Origin of the sequence: Pseudofrankia sp. EUN1h (genome assembly GCF_001854645.1) — a bacterium.
Classification (GTDB): Bacteria; Actinomycetota; Actinomycetes; order Frankiales; family Frankiaceae; genus Pseudofrankia; species Pseudofrankia saprophytica.
This window is the reverse complement of record NZ_MBLN01000083.1, coordinates 50678-72887: the sequence shown is the minus strand read 5'-3', so window position 1 is coordinate 72887 and position 22210 is coordinate 50678. Positions and strand designations below refer to the sequence as shown.

At 73.5% G+C, this 22210-nt stretch carries 15 protein-coding genes; 7 read left to right on the top strand and 8 right to left on the bottom strand.

Annotated features, from left to right (window positions below):
• Positions 1–31: 31 nt before the first annotated feature.
• The 4 genes from BCD49_RS33490 to BCD49_RS33475 form a co-directional block, all read right to left on the bottom strand.
• Entirely contained in the window at positions 32–1567 is a 1536-nt protein-coding gene (locus BCD49_RS33490) for an NAD(P)/FAD-dependent oxidoreductase (protein ID WP_007515275.1), read from the bottom strand.
• Positions 1568–1955: 388 nt separating this feature from the next.
• Entirely contained in the window at positions 1956–2831 is an 876-nt protein-coding gene (locus BCD49_RS33485; RefSeq protein WP_007515272.1) for an ABC transporter ATP-binding protein, read from the bottom strand.
• Positions 2815–3933: a taurine ABC transporter substrate-binding protein gene (locus BCD49_RS33480; protein WP_106410592.1), complete on the bottom strand. Its 1119-nt coding sequence runs from the start codon at positions 3931–3933 to the stop codon at positions 2815–2817. Before BCD49_RS33480 ends, BCD49_RS33485 begins: the two co-directional genes overlap by 17 nt.
• A 229-nt stretch (positions 3934–4162) precedes the next feature.
• Positions 4163–5035, bottom strand: a complete 873-nt coding sequence (locus BCD49_RS33475) for an ABC transporter permease (protein ID WP_083401856.1) — start codon at positions 5033–5035, stop codon at positions 4163–4165.
• A 508-nt stretch (positions 5036–5543) separates the two neighbouring features.
• Between BCD49_RS33475 and BCD49_RS33470 the strand changes: the two genes are divergently transcribed.
• On the top strand, positions 5544–6446 hold the full coding sequence (locus tag BCD49_RS33470; protein ID WP_007515269.1) for a TauD/TfdA dioxygenase family protein: 903 nt from the start codon (positions 5544–5546) through the stop codon (positions 6444–6446).
• 28 nt (positions 6447–6474) lie between these two features.
• On the opposite strand, the gene BCD49_RS33465 is transcribed toward BCD49_RS33470, so the two are convergent.
• Positions 6475–8601 (bottom strand): glycosyltransferase, encoded by a 2127-nt coding sequence (locus BCD49_RS33465; protein ID WP_007515268.1) that lies wholly within the window; start codon positions 8599–8601, stop codon positions 6475–6477.
• A gap of 579 nt (positions 8602–9180) precedes the next feature.
• Here BCD49_RS33465 and BCD49_RS33460 point away from each other — a divergent pair.
• From BCD49_RS33460 to BCD49_RS46605, 6 genes are all read left to right on the top strand, one after another.
• A complete protein-coding gene (locus BCD49_RS33460) occupies positions 9181–10731 on the top strand; it encodes a hemolysin family protein (protein ID WP_007515267.1) in 1551 nt (516 codons plus the stop codon).
• A complete protein-coding gene (locus tag BCD49_RS33455; RefSeq protein ID WP_007515266.1) occupies positions 10728–11810 on the top strand; it encodes a hemolysin family protein in 1083 nt (360 codons plus the stop codon). Before BCD49_RS33460 ends, BCD49_RS33455 begins: the two co-directional genes overlap by 4 nt.
• A 311-nt stretch (positions 11811–12121) precedes the next feature.
• On the top strand, positions 12122–14974 hold the full coding sequence (locus BCD49_RS45985) for a WD40 repeat domain-containing serine/threonine protein kinase (protein ID WP_071042292.1): 2853 nt from the start codon (positions 12122–12124) through the stop codon (positions 14972–14974).
• 241 nt (positions 14975–15215) lie between these two features.
• The gene (locus tag BCD49_RS33445; RefSeq protein WP_007515263.1) at positions 15216–17768 is read left to right on the top strand and encodes an Hsp70 family protein; all 2553 of its coding nucleotides are present in this window, start codon (positions 15216–15218) and stop codon (positions 17766–17768) included.
• Between the two features lie 106 nt (positions 17769–17874).
• Positions 17875–18351 (top strand): DUF5990 family protein, encoded by a 477-nt coding sequence (locus BCD49_RS33440; RefSeq protein WP_007515261.1) that lies wholly within the window; start codon positions 17875–17877, stop codon positions 18349–18351.
• Between the two features lie 238 nt (positions 18352–18589).
• Positions 18590–19804: a type IV toxin-antitoxin system AbiEi family antitoxin domain-containing protein gene (locus BCD49_RS46605; protein WP_442960537.1), complete on the top strand. Its 1215-nt coding sequence runs from the start codon at positions 18590–18592 to the stop codon at positions 19802–19804.
• Here BCD49_RS46605 and BCD49_RS33425 read toward each other — a convergent pair.
• From BCD49_RS33425 to meaB, 3 genes are all read right to left on the bottom strand, one after another.
• Positions 19750–20610 carry a class I SAM-dependent methyltransferase gene (locus BCD49_RS33425; RefSeq protein ID WP_007515259.1) on the bottom strand — a complete coding sequence of 287 codons (861 nt, stop codon included), beginning with the start codon at positions 20608–20610 and terminating at the stop codon, positions 19750–19752. The two genes, BCD49_RS46605 and BCD49_RS33425, sit on opposite strands and share 55 nt — an antisense overlap.
• A 110-nt stretch (positions 20611–20720) precedes the next feature.
• On the bottom strand, positions 20721–21047 hold the full coding sequence (locus BCD49_RS33420; RefSeq protein WP_198939474.1) for an SH3 domain-containing protein: 327 nt from the start codon (positions 21045–21047) through the stop codon (positions 20721–20723).
• Between the two features lie 63 nt (positions 21048–21110).
• The gene (gene meaB / locus BCD49_RS33415; protein WP_335341731.1) at positions 21111–22118 is read right to left on the bottom strand and encodes a methylmalonyl Co-A mutase-associated GTPase MeaB; all 1008 of its coding nucleotides are present in this window, start codon (positions 22116–22118) and stop codon (positions 21111–21113) included.
• Positions 22119–22210 lie beyond the last annotated feature (92 nt).

Genomic DNA, 22210 nt, shown 5'->3' with positions numbered 1-22210 from the left:
GCCGGGGCTGAGGCGTACTAGGTGTTACCTGCTAGCGCGATCCGCCGACGCGGGAGCGGGCGGCGTCGAGGACCTTGCGKGGCAGCACCGGCGCGTCGCGGCCGGTGCCGTGCGAGCCTCCCGGCTTCGGGGCACCGGAYGAGGATGCCTTCTCCTCGTGGTACTCCTCCTCGACGTTGACCGTCCAGACGTCGTGGTCCGTGCCCTTCGCGATGTTCTCCGCCGTCAGCATGGCGGTGAACATCGAGTGGTCGGCGTTGTTGTAGCGGAACATGCCGTTGCGGCCGACCGGGTGCACGTTGCTGGCGTAGTCGGTCAGCCAGCCCCGGATCGCGTCGACGTTCGCCTGATAGTGCTCGTCGTAGATCGGGTACGCCTTTGGCTGGCGCACGACGTAGCCGGCCTCGATGTCCCGGTACTTGACGAGGCCGAGCCGGTCGAGCTCCTGCTTGCCCTGCTCGATGAGCTTCTCGTCGGAGGCGGTCCAGTCGGCGTCGTTCTCGAACACGGTGTACTCGAGGCCGAGGACGTTACGGCCGTCCTTGACAAGGTACGGCGACCACGAGGCGAAGTTCTGGATCCGCATCGTGCGGACGCTCGGGTCATGGATGTAGATCCAGTTGTCCGTCCACGACACGGCGCTCGCCGGCACGACGAGGGCGACCGTGAGGAAGTCGCGGTAGCGCAGGTCGTGCGCGGCCTTGAGCACCCGCGGCGGCACCGGCGGGTCCATGATCTCGACAAGCTGGGAGATCGGCATCGAGGAGATGACCTCAGTCGCCGGGAGGACCTCCACACCACCCTCGGCATTCTCGGCGACGACCTCGTAGGCCTTGCCGTTCTCATGCCGAATCTTGGTGACCTTGGTCTCGAGAGCGATCTTGGAGCCCTGCGCGAGCACCTTGTCGCGGCAGACCTCCCACATCATCCCCGGGCCGTACTTCGGGTACTCGAACTCCTCGATGAGGGAGGTGATCTCCTTCTGGTTCGTCTTCGGCTTGACCGCGTTGAGGATCGCGTTGCCGAGGTTGAGGCTCTTGATGCGCTGCGCGGCCCAGTCGGCCGGCATCTCGCTGACCGGGACGCCCCAGACCTTCTCGGTGTAGGTCTTGAAGAACGTCCGGTAGAGCCGCCAGCCGAACCGGGCGACCAACCAGCTCTCGTAGTCCGTCTGGTCCTTCGGCGGCCTGACCCGGGCCTGCAGGTAGGACGCGATGCAGATCGCGGCCTCCTTGGGGCCGAGGTTCTGCAGCGCGTTCACGGCCTTGATCGGGTAGTCGTAGTACTTGCCCTGGTAGAAGATCCGGCTCTTGCGCGGCCGCAGCAGGAAGTCCTCCTGCGGCAGGATCTCGTGCCAGAAGTCCTCGACCCGCTGGACCTTCGAGAAGAACCGGTGGCCACCGATGTCGAACCGCCAGCCGTCACGCTCAACCGTGCGGGAGATACCACCCACCTGGGTGTCGGCCTCGAGGATGGTCGAGGGGATCCCGTACCGGTGCAGCTCGTAGGAGGCGGTGAGGCCCGCCGGTCCGGCGCCGATGACGACGACGTCTACGTTTTCCGACATCAAGACTCAGCCGTTCCTTGGGTGTATGACGAAGGCGACGACGCAGGTCGCGCCGCCGGTGCACCCGCGCGCGCGAGCGGCCCAACTCCGGTCACTCAGCGTGTCGGAACCGACGGCAGTGCCCCTCGCGGCGTGCGCAGCATGCCARCGGTGGGGGCGTATCGCCCCGGAGAGGGCGAGCCGCTCGCGCATCGTTGACTCCGCTTCTAGTTCCAGAGGTCGCGGGGACTTGGGGGAGAAAGCGGATGGGGTTATCCGCTTCGCGCACACTGTAACCGGCCAACAGAACGACGAAACGCACGGGTCCGCCTCGCCACGCACTGTCGACGAACGGCCGCCGTCGGCACGCATGGGTGGATCACGCCGACGGCGCCGTCCATCCAGCGGTTCAGCCGCCGGCCGCGGCCCGGATCACTTGCTGGACACGGTCACGGAATGTGACGAATTCCGGTTCCGAGCGCAGATGCTCCCGATCAGGCCGCGCACCGAAACCGCCGTGTTCGTCGAACACGACACGTCCGGGCCGCGCACTGAAGGCCACCACCCGGGTGCCGAGGTAGACGGCCTCCTCGACGCTGTGCGTGACGAAGATCACTGTCGTCCCGGTGGCCGCCCACACCCGCAGGATCTCGTCCTGCAGCCGCTCCCTCGTCAACGCGTCGAGCGCGGCGAACGGCTCGTCCATCAGCAGCACCCGCGGCCGCCCGCCGAGCGCGCGGGCGATGGCCGCCCGCTGCTGCATGCCGCCGGACAGTTCGTATGGCGGCCGGTCGGCCACGTCCGACAGGCCGACCAACGCCAGCGTCTCGTCGGCGATCTCGCGCCGCCGTGCCCGCGACGCGCCGGCCAGCCGCGGCCCGAACGCCACGTTGGACCGCACCGACAGCCACGGGAACAGGCGGGGCTGCTGGAAGACGACACCGCGGTCCGCGCCCGGCCCCGTCACGGGCCGGCCATCGGTCGCCACCGTGCCGGCCGTCGGGGTGACGAAACCGGCGACGAGGTTGAGCAGAGTGCTCTTGCCGCACCCGGACGGGCCGATCAGGCAGACGAACTCGCCGGCGGCGATGTCCAGCGTCACGTCGTCGAGGGCCTGGCGGCGCGCGCCACGCCGGCCGAACCAGTGACCGACGCCGCTCACCGCGACCGCCGCTCCTCGCGACGGCGTCGCGGGGGCGGGCTCGGGCACGGCCGGGGCCGGGGCGGGTGCCCCGGCCCCGGCCTGGCTGCCGTCCTGGTCGGCCGCGTCAGCCGGCGAAGGCATGGTCGAGGCTGTCGACGGCGAGACCGGCGCGCAGCGTCTCGAGCGTCGGCACCGCGTCGATCTTGTCCTGGCTCTTGAGGAACTCGGCGGCGCCGAGCAGACCGTCGGCGAACTTGCCCGGAGCCTGCGGGGTGCCAAAGTAGTCGGCGCCGCGCTGCTGGTCGCCGGTCAGGAACACCAGGCCCTTGGTCTGGGCGAGTGCCTCGTCCGGCGACAGGTTGAGCTCGGCGCCGATGTCGGCGCTCGCCTTCGCCGGGTCGGAGGCGAGCAGCTTCACGGCCTTGTCCTCCTGGCGCAGCCATTCGGCGACGACGTCCGGGTAGGCGCCGACGAACTTCTTCGTCGCGACGCCGAGGTCGAACGTCGGGTAGCCGGCCGCGGCGATCTTCGAGGAGTCGGTCAGCACGGTGCCGTTCTTCTTCAGCTCGTCCAGCGTCGGCGACCAGACGTAGGCCGCGTCGATGTCGCCGCGGGCCCAGGCGGCCTGGATGTCCGGTGGCTCCAGGTCCACCAGCTTGACGGACGCCGGGTCGACGCCGGCGAGCTTGAGCGCGGCGAGCAGGCTGTAGTGCGAGGTCGACGCGAACGGTGTGGCGATCTTCTTGCCGGCCAGGTCCTTGATGCTGGTGATCCCGGCGCCGTTGCGAGCGACCAGCGACTCGGCGGCACCGATCACGTCGTGGATCCACACGACCTGGTAAGGGATGTTCAGCGGCGCGGACAGGCCGCGGGTGACCGGGCTGCTACCGGCGAGGCCGAGGTCGACGGAGCCGGCGATGACGGCGGTGTTGACGTCACCGCCGGAGTCGAACTTCGTCCAGGTGATCTTCGTGTTGGGGAACGCCGCCTCCAGCCACTTCTCGTGCTTGACGACCAGGTCGCCGTTCGGGATCGCCTGGTAGGCGATCCGGATCTGCTTGGGCGCGTTCGCCGCGGCGCCGGTCGCGCCGGCGGAGGCGCCCGCCGAGGAGCCGTCGTCGTCCGACGAGCAGGCCGCGGCGGCCAGTGTCACCGCGAGGACCGCCGCCGCGGGCGCGGCCAGCCAGCGGCGGCCCGCCCGCCGCCCCGACTCGTGTCCGAATCTGCCGGGTCTCAGTCGCATCTGTCTGTCCCTTCGGTCGGTCTCCGGCCGGGTGCCGGAAGACATTTCTCGTTTTTCCCGGTGGGTGAGGTTGGGAAAGTGGGGCTCAGTGGCCGCGGAGGGTGCGGCTGTGGCGCCAGCCGAGGTCCCGGCGGGAGAACCCGCGCGCAGTCATGGCCGGCGAGGACGGGCGGCGGCTACCGGACCCGGCGGCGCGGTCGGGCGCGGCCCGCGGCGGCCCGGCAGTCGGTCACGCCCTGCCCCGCCAGGGGGTGGCCCAGCGCTGGATCTGGCTTAGGGCCGTGTCCAGCACGATGCCGGACAGCCCCAGCACGATGATCCCGAGGATCACCACATCGGTCTGGTTGTAGCGCTGGGCGTCCCGGATCATGCCGCCGATGCCGGGGATGCCGTTGACGGTCTCCGCGGCCACGACCGAGGTGTACGCGACGCCGACGCCGAGCCGGATGCCGGTGAGGATCTCCGGCAGCGACGCCGGCAGGACGACGTGCCAGGTCAGCTGCAACCGGGTGGCGCCCAGTGACCGGGCGCCGTTGAGGAAGTCGCGGTGCACCCCGCCGACGGCGGCCGCGGTGGCCACGGCGACCGGCGGCATCGCCGCGATCACCAGCAGCCAGACCTTCGGGCTCTCGTCGATGCCCAGCCAGATGATCAGCAGACTGAAGTAGGCCAGCGGCGGCAGCTGGCGCAGGAAGGTCAGCCACGGCTCCAGTGCCCAGCGGGCCACCCGCACGCCGCCGACCAGCAGGCCGAACGGCACGCCGATGACGACGCCGAGCGCCGAGCCGAGCAGGATCCGCCGCAGGCTGATCAGCAGGTGCTCGTAGAGGAAGTGACCGTTGTAGCCACGCACCCCGTCATGCGTGGTGGACGTCCGGATCAGCTGGTGCCACACCGCGGACGGGGCCGGCACGAACACCGGGTCCCAGATCTTCAGGGCCGCGACCAGCCACCACACCCCGACGAAGAACGCCGCCGACGCCAGCACGGTCAGTGYCCGCCACGGCACGGCCAACCGTCGCCTGCGGCCGTCGGCCGCCGCGTCAGAYCGCACCGGGGCCGTACCGGCCTCGGCGGCGGCTGGGGTGTCGGTGACGGCCACGGTCTGGTCCTCCAGGACGCTTCGCGGATCGACCGGTTCGCGGGTCAGGGCGGCTCGGTCGGAAMAGGACGGGACAGAGCGGGACAGGGTTGACAGGGTTGACAGGGCGAGCGGGCATGGGCGCGCCGGGGTGGTCCGGGCGGACGAGCGCCGTGCCCGGGCCGCGGACGAACCAGCGGCGGTCGCCTGGACCGCCGGGGAGGTGGGAGAGGTGCGCGGCGGCCGGCGAGGGACGCGCGGCTAGCCGGAGCGGGCGACCCGCCCTGCCCGGCGGGCGCCCAGGTTCAGCGCGCCCGGCGACAGCGCATGCGCGTCACCCGGCACAGGTCGATGTGCCTGCGCCTGGTCGCGAGAGGCGCCGAGGCGCCTCCGGTCGCGCCGCCGGCGGGACGGTGGCCCATCCCCTGCCGCGGCGCGGCCGATTTGGTCATGGTGGGCGAGTATGGCCAGAGGGCGAACCTCCGTCAATACCTACACTTCCGGTCGACAACATAGGTAATGTGCGCCCATGCCCGCCGCGACCACTCCCGTGAGATCGACCGGCGGCGCGCTGGACCTGGAACTGGACCTGGAACCGGTCACGCCGGCACTGGGGGCACGGGTCCACGGGGTCGATCTGGCGGGCGACCTGCCGGACGCGGTGATCGCCGCGATCGGCGCCGCGCTGGTCGAGCGCAAGGTCCTCTTCTTCCCCGCGCAGCGGCTGTCTCCGGACAGCCAGATCGCGTTCGCGCGCCGCTTCGGGGAGCTGACCGCGTCCCATCCGGTGATGGCGCCGCTCGACGACGCCCACCCGGAGCTGTGGGAGCTCGACGGCCAGGGCGGTGGCCGCTCGGACGAATGGCACACGGACGTGACCTTCGTGCGCCGCCCGCCGCTCGGCTCGGTGCTGCGCGCGGTGCGGCTGCCCCGCACCGGTGGCGACACCCTGTGGACTGACCTGCAGGCCGCGTACGACTCGCTCGCCGCGCCGGTGCGCCGGCTCGCCGACGAGCTGACCGCGCTGCACGACGGGTCCGCGGAGTTCTCCGGCTACCTGGCCGCCCGGGGCGGCGAGGGCAACGTCTGGGACGGCGAGCGCATCCGGGCGTTGGCGCCGGTCGAGCATCCGGTCGTACGGGTGCATCCGGTGACCGGCCGGCGCGGGCTGTTCGTCAGTCCCGCGTTCACCACCCGGATCGTGGGCGTCTCGGCGGCGGAGAGCCGAGGAATCCTCGACCTGCTGTTCGCCCACCTAGCCCGGCCCGACCATCAGGTGCGCCACCGCTGGGCCGAGGGCGACGTCACGTTCTGGGACAACCGGTCGACGGCGCACTACGCGACGTTCGACTACGGCGACTTCCGCCGGCTGATGCATCGCGTCACGATCAGGGGTGACGCCCCCGCCGGCCCCCTCGCCCCGGCCGCCTGAGGCGGACACGGGGCGCCCGCCGGGTGGCTCAGCCGAAGACCATGGTGATGAAGACCGCGAGGAGCGTGACCGCCGCGATGGTGGCGCGCAGGCGGCGGCGCTCGGTCGGGGTGGCCCAGGAGATGCCGCAGGCCGCGGCCACGGGCTCCGCGGCGGTGAACAGGACCGCTCCCGCCCACACGACCACGCCCAGCAGAGCCCGGTCCGGTCGCAGGCCGGCGGCGACGACCGCCGCGGCGAGCCCGGCGGCGGCGAGCGGCAAGGGCAGCAGCGGCGTCCAGGCCTCCGCGACCAGCCGCGCAGCGGCCTCGCGCCACCCGTCCCAGCGCACCCGCGAGATCCACCCGGACCGGCGCCCCGTGGGCAGTTCGAGTGCCTTCTTCCCCGGGGTCTTCTTCTCCAGGGCAGCCTTCTTCAGGGCAACCTTCTCTAGGGCCGCGCCTCGCCCAGCGGGTGCCGAGGTGACCGCCCGCGTCCTCGACACCGCCGGCGACGCCGTCGCTGGGAGCAGAGCGGACGGCGCGATGTCCGGCGCGGCGCCGGCGCCTGTCCGGCCACCGAGGAGGGCGACCCGGGCCACGGCCAGCAGCGACAACGGGATCGAGACCAGCCAGCCCGCGAGCGCCGCCGCGGCGCCCTTCGCGCCGGTGCCGCCCGTGCCGGTCACCGCGAGGCCGAACAGCCCGGCGGCGGCCAGGTAGGGCAGGCCGAAGCCGAGCCAGCCGGCCGGTCTGGCGCCGGCCGCGAGCCGGCCGTCACCAAGGATCACCAACGCCGGCCCGAGCCACATCCCGGCCTGCGCGGCGGCCAGCAGCGGTGCCGCGGCGTCCCACAGGTAGTGCGCCCGCTGCCGGCGATCGAGGCCTGGCTTGACCAGCGGGTTGTCGAACAGGAGGATGCGCAGCCGGTCGACCGCGCGGACGACCATGAGCCGGGCGGCCGTCGCCGGCGGCCGGGCGGCCCGGGCGACGAGGATGGCCGGGTGATGGACGCTTTCCCAGCCGGCCGCGTGCAGCTCGTAGGAGGTGCGCGGCTCCTCCGTCCCGCCGCGTTCGCTGAACCCGTCGACGGTCTCGAGCGCGGCCCGGCGGTAGAGAGTGCCGCTGCCGGCGCCGGCCGCGGCACCGTCGCGGTCCCTGGCCGCGGCCACCAGACGGGCCAGCGCCGGCTCGGCCCGGTCCGGCAGCGGGCCCGGGCCGGCGGCGGCCCGCCACCCCGACGCGACCAGGCCGACGTGCGGGTCGCGCAGGTAGCCAAGCAGCTGGTGGGCGGCGTCCGGCGTGACGACGTCGCCGGCGTCGAGCATCAGGACCGCGTCGCCGTCCGTGCGGGCGAGCGCCGCGTTGAGCAGTTCCGGCCGGCTCGGCGAGCCGTCGGCGCGCCACAGGCAGGTCACGCCGAGCCGCTCGGCGAGTGCTTCGAGCGTCCGGGTGTCGTGCCCGTCGGCGACGTCGATCCGGGTGTCGGCGACCAGGTAGGTCCGGTGTGGGTAGGAGAGGGCACGGGCCGACCGCACGGCGTGGTCGACCTCGCCGAACGGCTCGCCTCGCGCCACGACGAACACGTCCAGCGATCCGGCCGGGCTGGGGGCGCGGCGCACGAAGCGCCGGTTCACCCGGGCGGCTTGCACGGCCAGCACGGCCAGCACCAGGTAGGCGGCGACCTCCGCGGCGAGGCACACCGCCCCGGTGAGCCCGGTGCCGCCGACGTGGCTGGTCCGCCAGACCAGGTAGACCGCGCCGGTGAGGACGGCCCCGCCGCCCGCGGCCACGGGTACCGTCGCCACGAGCGCCGCGCCGTCCGTCACCAGGTGCCAGCCCGCGCGCACGGCCGACGCCGGCGACCGGTCCACCGGCAGGGTCGCGTCCGGACGCTCGCCGGTGGCCCCGCCGGCCGGCGCCGCGAGCGCGGCGGGCTCGACCGGCTCGACCGGCTCGGCGGCCTCGACCGGCTCGGCGGCACCGGCGGCCCTGGTTGGCTTGAGGTACTTCAGGCTCCTGGCGGCCTTGGTGGTCGGCGGGGTGGTGCCGCTGTCCTTCGCCGGCTCCGCTGCCTCCGGTTCCGCCGCACGCGGGGTGGGAATGACGGCCTGTGCCCGCGCCCGGCGGGCGGCGGCCCGACGAGCGGCGTCGCGATCTGCTCCTCGGCCAGCCATGCCCACCCCTTCCGAACAATCAGTTACACCTCGGTTGCGGACAGTAACATTCTGTGAGATCAACATGCCCGATCCCCGCGAGCGGCCCATGACCCTGAGTCAGGTGTGGGACGGCTCTGGGCTGGCCCCCGGGCCGGGGAGGGTGGCGGACGGCCAGGCGGGCGACCAGCGCCGCGCGAGGGGATCCACAAGAGTCGCCGGACCATTTACGATCGGGTATGGACCCGCGAGGCGCGCCCGTATCGGGCGCCGCGTCGCGTCACGTCAGCCGGGTACCTAGAGCAGGTACCGACGGCCAGGCCCGGAAACGCCCGGTAGCGGAGACATCCACTACCGGCGACCAGGCACTCGGCCGCCGGCTCGGCGTGGCTCAGGTGGGCCCTTCCACGCCGGCGCCGGCCGCCCGCTTCCGCGGATCGGCCGGGAACCACCCACGGGTGCCGTCCCGAAGGCCCACGAGGTCCGCCCGGGAGACGTTCCCGGACCCCCGACGACGGAAGGGATCATGAGCGGCTCCGGCGATACCGGCTGTAGTAGGAACCGACCCTCGCGTGTGGGAGCGCCCGCGGAGGTCGACCGTTGATCCAGGCGCTCCTTCTCGTTCTCGGTGTCCTGCTGCTCGCGGGCTGCGGGCTCTTCGTGGCCGCCGAGTTCGCGCTCGTCACGGTCGACCGGGCAAGCGTCGAGCGCGCCGCGAAGCAGGGCGACCGCGCCGCCCGCGGCACCCTGACCGCGCTGCGCTCCCTGTCCACCCAGCTCTCCGGTGCCCAGCTCGGCATCACGCTGACCAACCTCGGCATCGGCTATCTGGCCCAGCCGGCCATCGCCGAGCTGCTCGACGGACCGGTGGCCACGCTCGGCGCGTCCGAGAAGCTGGCGGACACGCTGTCGGTGACGCTGGCACTCGTCCTCGCCACCGCGCTGACGATGGTCTTCGGCGAGCTGGTGCCGAAGAACCTGGCGCTCGCCCGCCCGCTGGGCACGGCGAAGGCCACCCAGCGCTTCCAGCGTGGCTTCACCAGGGCCACCCATCCGGTGATCGGGTTTCTCAACGGCGCGGCGAACCTGCTGCTGCACCGGTTCGGGATCAGCCCCCGCGAGGAGCTCGCCTCGGCCCGCTCGGCCCAGGAGCTGTTCTCGCTGGTCGGCCGGTCGGCCGAGCACGGCGCGTTGCCGAGGGAGACCGCGACGCTGGTCCAGCGCTCGTTGCTGTTCGGCGACCGCACAGCGCAGGACGTGATGACCCCACGGGTGCGGATGCGCTCGATCAACGCCGACGAACCAGTGTCGGCGGTGATCGCGCTGACCAGGCACACCGGCCATTCCCGTTTTCCCGTGCTGGGTGAGGACAGCGACGACGTCGTCGGCCTGGTCCACATCAAGCACGCGGTGGCCGTGCCCGAGGAGGCCAGGACGACCACGCCCGTCCGGACCGTGATGGCCGCGGCGGTCACCGTCCCGTCGGGTACGCCGCTGGAGCCGCTGCTCGAGCAGCTGCGCGCCGGCGGCCTGCAGATGGCGATCGTCGTCGACGAGTTCGGCGGCACCGACGGCCTGGTCACCGCCGAGGACCTGATCGAGGAGATCGTCGGCGACGTGGTCGACGAGCACGACCGGGTGAGCCCGCGAGCGGTCCGGCACCGCGACGGCAGCTGGGCGCTGTCCGGCCTGCTGCGCCCGGAGGAGGCCGAGGAGCTGACTGGCGTGCCGGTGCCGACGGACGACGCCTACCAGACGCTCGGCGGGCTGATGTCGGCCGCGCTCGGGCGCATMCCGGCGGCCGGGGACACGGTGGAGGTCGCCGGCGTCCGCTACACCGTGGAGCGGATGGACGGCCGCCGGGTGGACCGGATCCGCCTCGATCCACCGGTGGACGGCCACTCCCACTCCCACCGGGACCACCCGGACGAGGCTGGCGATACCGGCCGCGCGGGACGCGGGCACGCGGACACACGTCCGTCCGGCGAGCCGCGCCCGGCGGACGGCGACGGCCATCCCACGGCCGGCTCCGGCGGCGGGCTCACCGAGGGCGACACGGTGATGGACGCCCGCCGGCCGCTGCCACCCACCCATCCGCCGCGCGACAACGGCCGGCGCAGCCACACCGCGACAGCGGACGGACGGCGATGAACGACCTGCTCAAGCTGACGCTGACCGTGCTTCTCCTGCTCGGCAACGCGCTGTTCGTCGGTTCGGAGTTCGCTCTCATCTCCGCGCGGCGGACGACGATCGAGCCGCGCGCGGCCGCCGGGTCGTGGTCCGCCAGGATCACGCTACGGGCGATGGAACATGTCTCGATCATGCTGGCCGGCTCCCAGCTCGGCGTCACGGTCTGCACCCTGGGCCTCGGCGCGCTCGCCGAGCCGACGATCGCGCACCTGATCGCGCACCCGTTCGACGCGGCGGGGATGCCCAGCGCCGCCGTCCACCCGGTGGCGTTCGTGCTCGCGCTCGCGCTGGTCACCTTCCTGCACGTGGTGATCGGCGAGATGGTGCCGAAGAACATCGCGCTCGCCGGGCCGGACCGGGCGGCGCTCGTGCTCACCCCGCCGCTGGCCGGCTTCGTCTGGCTGCTGCGCCCGGTGATCTGGGCCCTGAACTGGGTCGCGAACGCCAGCCTGCGGCTCGGCGGGATCGAGCCGAAGGACGAGGTCGCGAGCGTTTTCACCCGCGACGAGGTGGCCGGGCTCGTCGACGAGTCGCACCGGGAGGGGCTGCTCCACGAGGACGAGCACGACCTGGTCAGCGGGGCCCTGTCGTTCGACGAGCGGGCCGCCCGGGACGTGCTGCTGCCCAGGGAGGGCCTGGTCACGGTGCCGATGACCGTCACGCCGAGGGAGATCGAGGACCTCGCGGCGAGCACCGGCTACACCCGGTTCCCGGTGCTCGACTTCACCGGCCGCCTGATCGGCTACCTGCACCTCAAGGACATCCTCGAGACCAGACCGGAGCGGCGGGCCTCGCCGGTCGCCGCCAAGTGGCTGCGCCCGCTGGTGCACGTGCCGGCCGGCACGACGCTGCGCCAGGCACTGGCGACCATGCAGCGCTCGGGCGCGCACCTCGGCCAGGTGACCGACGAGCGCGGCGAGTCGCTCGGCCTGGTCGCGCTGGAGGACATCCTGGAGGAGCTCGTCGGCGAGATCCGGGACGAGGCGGCCGGCCGCCCGGTTCGCCCGACGGCGGCGCCGGCCGCGCAGCGCATGGGGTGACGCCTCGCGGTCACCGGTAGCCGCGAACCGGAATCGTCGCGTCACCCGGCTCACCGGGGTCGTTCACCCGCCCCCCACGAGGGTGTCGGATGGCCGTCAACTGGCCGGTTGTCAGTGCAATCGCGGTACCCGCCGCGTTCGGCGCGGCGTAGCTTGTTGACAGTGCCGGGAAGGTCGGCGGCACGACCACCGAGGTCGGACACCCCAACCCAGGGGCTGCCTTCCAGGCTGGGGGGGAGCGTCGTCGCCCATCGGCGTCGTCACCGACGACACCACTAGCGCGGCAATGCGGCCAGGCGGGAGGCAATCCGGTGGCGGGATCGACTCCACCCCCGGTGTCCGGGAACGCCCCGGCCCCACTGAGCGCAGCCGACCCTCGGCGACTGGGCAAGTACGAGATCATCGGCCGCCTGGGGCAGGGCGGCATGGGAACCGTCTTCCTCGGCCGCTCCCCCGAGGGTACTCCTGTCGCCATCAAGGTGATCAAACCGGAGCTGGCCGAGGCGCCGGAGTTCCGTGGCCGGTTCCGGCGCGAGGCGGAGAGCGCCCGCCGGGTCCGGCGGTTCACGACCGCAGCCGTGCTCGACGCCGACCCCGACGGGCCGAACCCCTACCTGGTGACGGAGTACGTCGAGGGCCCGACGCTGTCGAAGATGGTCGCCCGGCGCGGACCGCTGCGCCCGGCCGACCTGGAACAGCTGGCGCTGTCGGTCGCCACCGCGCTCTCGGCCATCCACGCCGCCGGCATCGTGCACCGTGACCTGACGCCGGCGAACGTGCTGCTCTCCCCCGTCGGCCCGAAGGTGATCGACTTCGGCCTCGCCCGGGACTTCGACGGGTCGGGCGAGTTCAGCCGCACCGCGCGGCACGCGATCGGTACCCCCGGCTACATGGCGCCCGAGCAGATCCTGGACTCCCCGGTGACCTCCGCGGCGGACATCTTCGCCTGGGGCGCCATCACGATCTTCGCCGCCACCGGCCGGCCGCCGTTCGGCGAGGGCCGGATCGAGGCGTTGCTCTACCGGATCCTCTACGAGCCCGCCAACATCGACGGTGTTCCCGCCGAGCTCGCGCCGCTCGTCGACGCCGCCCTGCAGAAGGAGCCGGACCGGCGGCCGACGGCCGAGGCGCTGCGCGCCGCGCTGATGAGCGGCGGCGATCTCGTGCCGGGCATCGCGGCGCTGGGTACCGGGCCGGCCGCCGGCCAGGCGCCCGCGCCGGGCCAGGAGGCGGACCGGGACGCCAAGGAGGGCTCACGGCGCCGCCGCGGCCATCTGTTCGGCCGTGGCGGCCGCGGGCTGGGAGCCGAGGACGCGCCCGTCACCGCCACGCCGGGAACGACATCACGGCCGGGGCCGACCAGCGTCGCGACCGGCCTGCTCACTCCGCCGCCGACCCAGACCCCACCCCCGACACCGGCGACCACGTCCAGGCCGCCGGCGACCACGTCCCGGGCGCCGTCGGCCCCCGGCACCGCCACGCCTCGTCCGCCGGCGACGCCATCCTCGCCGCTGCCCGCACCGCCGGGAGGAGCTCGTCCGGGCGCCGGGCCGGCCGCCCGGTCGGGTGGCCCCGTCGGCACTCCGTCGCGCGGCCCCGGCGCTGCGCCGTCCCGTCCACCCGTCCCACCCGTGCCGGGTGGACCGCCGCCGGCGTCGCGTGCCCCCCTCCCGCCGGCGCCCGTCGCCAGCCGGGGGCCAGCGGTCGGCTCGGGTGACCGGCCCCCGCCTACGGTCAGCCGGCAGGCGCCGCCGACGCCGCCGTTCGCGGGCCCGAGCGGGGCAGGCCAGCCCGATCCGGGCCATGACGGCGCCGAGCGGCGCTCCGGCCGGCGCAAGGTGATCCTGGTCATCGCGGGGCTCGCCGTGCTCGCCGTCGCCGCCGTCGGCATCCCGCTGGCGATCGCAAACGGGTCCGGCGGTGACGGCGGCGGTGGCTCCGGCTCCGCGGCGCATCGAGCCGAGCTCTCCACCGGTCTCGCCCAGCAGGCCGCGGCCGCGCGAGCGAGCGACCCGGCCAGGGCCGCGCGGCTCAGCCTCGCCGCCTACCGGCTCTCGCCGACCGAGGCGGCCGCGAAGGCGATGGTCGCCTCGTTCACGGCCGGTTCCTGGGTCACCCTGCCGGGCCCCGCCGCGACCTACACCGGCGACGCGCTCTCGGCCGACGGCAGGCTCGCCGCCGCGACCGACAACGCCGGCCACCTGCGGCTGTGGGACCTGTCGAACCCGGACAGCCCCGCGCCGGCCGCCGACGTCGCGACGTCGAGCGGTGGTGCCGACGCCGGGCCGACCATCCTCGGCCCGCGGTTCCTGCCCGCCGGTGGCCTGGTCACCGGCGGCGGCACCGGCCACGTCTGGGACCTGGGCGACCCGCGCGCACCCAAGCCGCTCGCCCCGATCACCTCACCGTCGGGCCAGGTCGGCCAGGTGGCACGGCTGGCGCTCTCGGGCGACGGCAAGCTGCTGGCGACGGCGGACCTGAACCAGGCGATCGACCTGTGGGACGTGAGCGACCCGGCCAACCCGCGCTTCCTGCGACCGTTGCGGAGCACGGGCCTGACGACCGACATCGCGCTCAGCCCCGATGGGCACACCCTGGCGATCGCGGGGGTGGACGGCACGGTTAGCCTGCTGGACATCAGCGATCCGCGGAACCCGGCCGAGCGCGGCCACACGGCGGGACTGGTAGGCCAGGTGAACGCCGTGGCGTTCCTGCCGGATGGCAGGCGCCTGGTCACCGGGAACGACGACGCGACCGTGCGGCTGTGGGACATCACCGACCTGGCGAAGCCGAAGCAGGTGGGTCAGGAGTGGCGCGGTCACCAGTCCGGCGTCCTCGACGTCGTGCCGGTCGGGGGGACGTGGCTCGTGAGCACCGACGCGGGCGGCACCCTGCTCGGCTGGGACCTCGGCGCCGGGTCGGTCACTCCCACGCCCGTGTCGCTCGACAGCCAGGTGACCCCCCGCGACGTGGCCGCCGACGACGCAGGCAAGTGGCTGCTCAGCGCGCCGACCAGCGCCTCGGCCGGCGGGGTGACCCTCGGCTCGACCGACCCGGCCCGGCTCGTGACGGTCGCCTGCAAGAACCCGGCGAACCGGATCAGCGCCACCGAATGGACGAACCTCATCGCCGACCTGCCCTACGAGGACCCGTGCTCGGGCTGACGGCGAGACGTCGGACGTGGCACGGACGACCGAATGGCGGCCCCGCCGGCGAAAGGCGGCGGGCGCCATAGCCGGGAATCTTTAGGAAGTAGACGGCGGTCGGCTGGCCGACATCGGCCCGGCCACCGCCGAATGCACTCGATCGTGTGACCTAACATCAGAACAGCCAACCGGGGAACACTGCCGGGGCCGCTATGACCGCGGCCCCGGTGTGAGGCGGCAGGAAGCACAGGGGATAGCCATGGGCTACCAGCTCGGCATCGACATCGGCACAGCCAACACCGTCGTCGCCATTTCGGACGGCGACTGGCCGCAGGTCCTCACGGTCGCGGGCGGCCCGTCCATACCGACGGTGCTCTATTTCCCGCCGACCGGCCCGCTCTCGTTCGGCCGGGCCGCCGCGCGGCGCGCGCTGGCCGATCCGGCTCGTGCGACGGAAGGATTCGCGCGCCGCGTCGGCGACTCCTCCCCGATCATGATCGGCGGCGGCGCATACGCGCCGGAAGGACTCGTCACCCGTTTCCTGGAACGGGTGATCATCGCGGCGGCGGAGACACGCGGCTCGAATCCCGACCACGTCGTCGTCACGTATCCGACCAGCTGGAACGCGCGGCGCCGAGAGCTGTTCACCGAGGCGCTGGAACGGCTCGACGCGCGCGACATCCCGGTGTCCGCCGCGCCGGCGGCCGATGCGCTGGGCGCCGTGCTGGCGCGCCGCGCCGCGAGCAGGACCCGCGGCCGGTCCACCGACCTGGTCGCGACCTACGACTTCGGCGCGGGCACGTGCGAGGCGGCGGTGCTGTCGGTCACCGACTACGGCGCCGAGGTCGTGGGCTCGCCGACGGGGCTCGCGCACACGGGCGGCGTCGACCTGGACACGCTCCTGCTCGAGCATGTGCTGTCCGCCGCCGGCCCGGTCGTGGCGGGGCTGGACCGGTCCGACCCGGCGACGGTCACCGCGCTCAGCCGGCTGCGCCAGGAGGTCGTCGCCGCCAAGGAGACGCTGGCCGCCGACGACGAGGCCTCCGTCCCGGTGACCCTGCCCGGCGTGTTCGCCTGGGTGACGCTGCGCCGCGAGGACCTGGAGCGTCTGGTCACGCCGGCGATCGAGGACAGCGTGCGGGCGCTGGTCCGCACGGTGCGCTCGGTGCCGGCGTCCGCGGACCAGCTGTCCGCGGTGCTGCTCTACGGTGGCGTCGCACGGATGCCGCTGGCCGACCGGCTGGTGCGGGCCGCGCTGCCCGGCGCCGGGCGTTTCGAGCACCGGCCGGCCGAGGACCTCGCGGTCGGGGCGGCGCTGCTGGCCGCCGGGCTCGCCGAGCAGGCGGAGCCGGTCGCCGGCGGCGCGACGGCGCTGATCGGCCCGGCGTCGATGGAGCCGCCGGAGCTGTCGTCGTTCCCCGGGATGTCGATGCCGCCGGCGGGCACGACCTACGTGGCGCCGGGAGCCGTCGCGGCGGCGGCCGGCGGCGGCTGGCAGGACCCGGAATCGACGGCGCGCATCGCCGCCTACGAAGCCTTCCCCGCGGCCACCGCCGCGGGCGTGGGCGCGGCCGGCGTGGGCGCGGCCGGAGCGGCGGCGGCCGGGGCCGGGCATCCGGAGCAGCACGGCCTCGTCTCCTGGGGCACCGGGCCGGACACGGGCGAGCGCACGGTCGTGCACGGCGGGGCCGGCCGGCCCCCAGGCGGACCTGCTCCCCAGCGGTCGGCGGGCCCGCCGCCGCGCCGCTCGGGTGTGCTGGGCTCGCTGCGCACCAAGAGCGGGATCGCGGCCATCATCGCGGCGGTGGTCTTCATCGCCGGCGGCACCGCGCTCGGGCTCACGCTGACCCGGTCCGACAGCTCCGGCCCGACGATCACCGCCGCGCCGTCGAGCCAGCCGGCGACCCAGCCGGCCACGGGGGCCGCGACGACGCCTCCGGCCGTGGCCCGCAACCTGGTCCGGGTGGCCGACTCGAACGAGGTCGCGCCGATCAGCGAGCGCGCGTTCCAGGAGTTCCGCCAGTCCGAGCCCAAGGTGACGGTCGCCTTCGATCCGGGGGTCACCGACACCACCCAGGCCTTCACCAAGCTGTGCAACGGCGAGGTCGCTGTCGCCGGCACGTCCTACGAGCTGGACCCGAAGTTCGCGCCGGACCCGAGCTGCAAGGACGAGGTGGTCGGGTTCGAGATCGCGCACCACACCCTGCCGATCGTGGTGAACCCCGCCAACACCTGGCTGGGCTGCCTGGACCTGGCCAAGCTCAAGGAGCTCTGGGGCGCGGGCTCCACCATCACCCGGTGGAACCAGCTCAACCCGAGGTACCCGGACGAGCCGATCAACTTCGTCGGGCCCAAGCCCGACAGTGTGCAGGCGCAGGTGTTCAACGCCAGCATCAGCGGTGACAGCGCCAAGTCCCGGCCCTACACGACGACGGACCTGGCCGGCGTCGCGCAGACCGTACAGAACGACCGGGACGCCATCGGCTACCTCGACTTCCCGACGTACAACCAGCTGGGCTCCAAGCTGCGCGGGGTGCTCGTCGACGGCGGGGAGGGCGAGGGGTGCCAGCCGCCGAACGCCATCACCGCCGGCAGCGGCGCCTACGTGCCACTGTGCAAGCCGCTGTTCGTCTACGCCCGCGTCGACGCGCTGAAGGACCCGGCCACCGTCGCCTACCTGCGCTACTACCTGGAGCACGCGCAGACCATCACGACCGAGACCGGCTACGTCGGGCGTTCCAACGCCACCACCAAGTCCAACATCGACCGCCTGAGTCAGCTGTCCCAGGGAGTAGGCCCGATACCCGCCTAAGACGGGCGTCGCACCCCGGCGGCGGAATCCTGTCTCACCCCGGTGAGAGGATTCCGCCGCCGCCCTGTTTTCGGACCCGTGTCGCGAGCGGAGGGAAGACGAGCCAGTGCTGATCCGCGTCGAGGGGTCGGACCTGCCGGGCCGGGCGTGCGCGGGCGGGCCCGGCTTTCCTGGCTACACGAACATCCACGTCGCAGTCCAGCCGCGGGGCCGACCCACCGAGCTGCTCGGTCTCGTCCCGGGCGACGCCGCGACGGCGGTATGGACCCTCGAGTGCACCACCTCGACCACACCCGCCACGACCACACCCGGCGGGATCGACCTGCGGGGCCAGCACATCCAGGGCCGGCCGGGTGAGCGGTTCATCTACCTGACCTGGGGCGTGGTCGACCCCGCCGAGGGCGGCTTCGCGATGTTCCGGCGGGCAAAGCTCTGGCTGAACGCCATGCCCGCCGACGTCCTCACCGCCGCCGTCGTGTCGAACCTCCTGGTCGGCCGCCTGGGCCTCACCGACGCCAAGGGCCACCCCCTCTGCGCCTCCGTCCGCCCACCCACCATCACCTGGACCGCCGAAACAGCCTGAGGCAGCACCCACCCGGCCCGGCGCCAGGCCGAAATCGGGTCACTGCCCCGGCCAGGGCTGGCGCGGAACACGTCATCCAAGCAGGTCAGATTGGGGTCGGCTGGTCGGTCCCGACCCCACTCTGACCTGCCTGGATGGCGGCGCGTGTCTGCGTGCCTGCCTGTGGACGACGCGACGGCGTCCACAGGGGGCCGGTCTGGCCTCGACGAGGTGCGCGGGCGCGGGGATCGTCCGCGTCGTGGGTAGGCGAGCGTCGTATTCGGTGTCGGCTCAGTTGTTGAGCGCGACGCGGCTCGCCCGCCTGCAGGACGGGATGATCACCTATCGCCAGGCTCTGGATGCCGGTCTCACGCCGGAGGAGATCCGCGTCTTCGTGGCTCGGGGATGGTGGTGGCGGCCCGTACACGGGACATACATCATCCGCTATGTCGTCGGCCTGCCCCCTCGGACCTACGACTGCGTCGAGTCGTCGCCCCGGGAGCTGCGAGGCTGTGCCCGCGCCGCCCTGGCGGCCCGCCCGAACGCGGTGATCTGCGGCCCAACCGCCGCCCGTCTGCTCGGCTTCGCGGTCCTGGCGGAGCCGGTCAGCCACGAACCGGTCCATCATGAGCCGGTTCACGTGATGGAGCGCGGCCGCGGCTCACTACGGCCCACGCCCGGCACCACCCCCCATCGCGGGAACCTCCGGGACGCGGACATCGTCACGATCATGGGCTTGCCCGTGACCTCGGCAGCCAGGACGGTCGCGGACCTGGCGCTTTGGGCTTCGAGCCGGGAGGACGCCGTCAGCCTGATCGACACCGCGCTGCACGGCGGTCAGCTTTCCGATGTCGCCGCGGCACGCGCGGCGACGACGGGACGACCTGGCTGCCGACGAGTGGACAGCTGGTGGGCATTGGCGGACGGCCGGTCGGAGTCCCCGCTGGAGACCCGGGTAAGACTCCTCCTCGTCGATCGAGGTCTGCCGCCCGAGGAGCTCCAGTGGCTGGTCACCGGGGCCGACGGCCGGTTCGTCGCACGGGTCCGACCTCGCCTATCCCAGCCGCCTGGTCGCCATCGAGTCGGATGGCGTCCGGTTCCACGGCGGCCCGGGTTCCACCGGCGGCCGTGTCGACCCTGTCTTCCGCGACCGCCGTCGTCAGAACGCACTGATCGGACTCGGCTGGAAGGTCATCCGGGTCACCTGGTGCGACGTCGTCGATCAGCCGCACGTGGTGATCGCCGAGATCCGCGCCGCTCTCGGCTCGGCGCATCGTCGAGGCAGGTGACATTGGGGTCGAGCAGCCGGTCCACACCCCGATTTCACCTGCCTCGGCGGTGGCTGGTCGCGACGGCCACCGCGGTGGCGGCAAGGACGGCCGCCGGGACCGGCCGCCGGGACCCCCTGGGCCGGGGCCCTCAGCGGCGGGGCTCGGTGGCGACGATGACGGCCATGGAGGGGGCCCACCAGTAGGTGCAGTCGGCGGGTGGGGTGAGGCCGTCGACGACGCGGACGCCGAACTGGCCGAAGTGGCGCAGCAGGGCGCGCTGGTGGCGCCGGGACACCGAGTCGATCTCGTTCGAGTAGTAGGTGAACGCGCCGTCGTCGGCGAGGTGCTCGGCGGCGGCCGCGAAGAAGTGCTCGGCGAACGTCGCGCCGCGCAGGTAGTACTCGTCGACCTCGGCCTCGGTCAGCGGGTACGTGTCGAACAGGATCCCGTCGTAGCGGCCGAGGCCGCCGATGACCTCCTGCCAGCGGCCCTCGACGATCTCCACACCGGGCTGCCCGGCGGCCCAGCTCCTGGCCGCGTCCGCGACCTGGGGGTTCGCCTCGATGATGGTGTGCCGCGCGGCGCCGGCGTCCCGCACATAGCCGGCGGAGATCGCCATGCCGAAACCCACCTCCAGCACCGAGCCGCCCGGCCGGGCGACGGCGCCCGCGAGCGCCCGCATCAGTGGGCGCTCCCAGGCCTGCATCACCTCCTGGCCGGAGACGACCAGCTCGTCGTCGGTCAGCTGGGGCGCGGCCGCGTCGACGGCCGCGTCGATGAGCGGCCGCGCACTGCCCGCCACCATCGCGCCCGACGTGGCGTCGAGCGCGGCGACGTCTGCGACGAACTCGTCGAGCGCGCGGCGCAGCAACAGCTCCCGCGGCTCCGCCGACATCGACCCGAGCAGTCCGTCCGACGCGGCGAACGTGACGTCGAACTTGTCGGCATGCCGCCGGAGCAACGCAGACCTCCCGGGCAGTCGGAGCAAGGGCCGCGGGAACGCCCACATGGTCGCTCGCTGTCAGACCCCGCGAGCGGATCGTAGGGCCAGGCCAGGCCCACGTCGCCGATTTGGACCGAAAGGTCCACCTGCCGGGCCGAAAGGCCCTTGGCTGGCGGTCAGTCGACGTCGGCGACGGTCCGCACCGGGACCCAGCCCTCGCGGCCGGAGGTGTCGCGGCACCACAGCCAGCCGCTTTCCGGGTCCTCTGCGAGGACGTCAAGCGCCTGGCCTACCTCGGTCGGCAGCTCGGTCGTGTCGTAGGGGGTGACGACCGTCGCCGGGCCGGCAGCGGTGCCCGACAGGTGGCGACCCGGCACCCAGCCGCTGCCACGCGCCGTGGTGACGAAGACGAACGCCGGCCAGTCGGTGTCCCGGCCACCGACCTCGACCCGGTCCCCCACGTCGACCCGCAGCGGCGCCCGCTCGGGCGTCTCGTGCGCCACGGACGCGATCACTCGCCGCATGCCAGGCAGTCCAGGGCCCGGCGCGTGCCCGTCCGCCACGTCTCAGGCGACCGGGTCGGCGCCTGCCGCCGGACCGGCTGGACCGGAGGAAAGGGGGGAACCGGGGGAATCCGCGCGACCATCGGCGGACTGGGCGTAGGCGGCGAGGATCGCGTCGGCGGCGAGGCTGGGGGTGAGCGTGCCGTCGCGGACGCGGCGCTCCAGGTCGGGGGTGAGCGCCCGGACCGCCGGCCGGGCGCGCAGGTCGGCGAGCAGCCGGTCGTGCACCATCGCCCACGTCCAGTCGACCTGCTGACGGCGGCGTCTCGCCGCCAGCAGCCCGCCGGCGTCGAGCAGGTCCTGGTGGGCGACGACCTGGTCCCACACCTCGTCCAGGCCCTTGCTCTCGATCGCGGAGCAGGTCAGGACGGGGGCGCGCCAGCCGTCGTCGGGGGCGCGCAGCATCCGCAGCGCGCCGGCGAGCTCGCGGGCGGCGCGCTGGGCGTCGATCTCGTGCGGGCCGTCGGCCTTGTTCACGGCGATGACGTCGGCGATCTCGAGGACGCCCTTCTTGATGCCCTGCAGCTGGTCGCCGGTGCGGGCGAGCGTCAGGAACAGGAAGGTGTCGACCATGTCGGCGACGGTCGTCTCCGACTGGCCGACGCCGACCGTCTCGACGAGCACGACGTCGTAGCCGGCGGCCTCCATGATGACGATCGCCTCGCGGGTGGCCTTCGCGACGCCGCCGAGCGTGCCCGCCGTCGGCGACGGCCGGATGAAGGCGTTCGGGTCGGCGGACAGCGTCGCCATCCGGGTCTTGTCGCCGAGGATGCTACCGCCGGTGCGGGTCGACGACGGGTCGACCGCGAGCACCGCGATCCGGTGGCCGGCGGCGGTCAGCCGCGTGCCGAGGGCGTCGATGAATGTCGACTTGCCCACGCCCGGCACGCCCGTGATCCCGACCCGGCGGGCCTTGCCGGTGTGCGGCAGCAGCTTCACCAGCAGCCGCTGCGCCGCCGCCTGGTGGTCGGGCCGCCTCGACTCGACCAGGGTGATCGCCCGCGCGACCATCGTCCGGTTGTTCGCGAGCACCCCGTCCGCATAGGCGTCGACGTCGACGGTGTGGCGGACGGCCGGCACGCGGGCGAGAACCTCCGTCACCA

Excerpts from the sequence above, each read along its gene's own strand:
- BCD49_RS33485 (WP_007515272.1), bottom strand. The coding sequence starts at position 2,831 with ATGCCTTCGCCGGCTGACGCGGCCGACCAGGACGGCAGCCAGGCCGGG.
- meaB (WP_335341731.1), bottom strand. The coding sequence starts at position 22,118 with ATGGTCGCGCGGGCGATCACCCTGGTCGAGTCGAGGCGGCCCGACCAC.
- BCD49_RS33445 (WP_007515263.1), top strand. The coding sequence starts at position 15,216 with ATGGGCTACCAGCTCGGCATCGACATCGGCACAGCCAACACCGTCGTC.
- BCD49_RS33465 (WP_007515268.1), bottom strand. The coding sequence starts at position 8,601 with ATGGCTGGCCGAGGAGCAGATCGCGACGCCGCTCGTCGGGCCGCCGCC.
- BCD49_RS33425 (WP_007515259.1), bottom strand. The coding sequence starts at position 20,610 with ATGTGGGCGTTCCCGCGGCCCTTGCTCCGACTGCCCGGGAGGTCTGCG.
- BCD49_RS33455 (WP_007515266.1), top strand. The coding sequence starts at position 10,728 with ATGAACGACCTGCTCAAGCTGACGCTGACCGTGCTTCTCCTGCTCGGC.
- BCD49_RS33480 (WP_106410592.1), bottom strand. The coding sequence starts at position 3,933 with ATGCGACTGAGACCCGGCAGATTCGGACACGAGTCGGGGCGGCGGGCG.
- BCD49_RS33470 (WP_007515269.1), top strand. The coding sequence starts at position 5,544 with ATGCCCGCCGCGACCACTCCCGTGAGATCGACCGGCGGCGCGCTGGAC.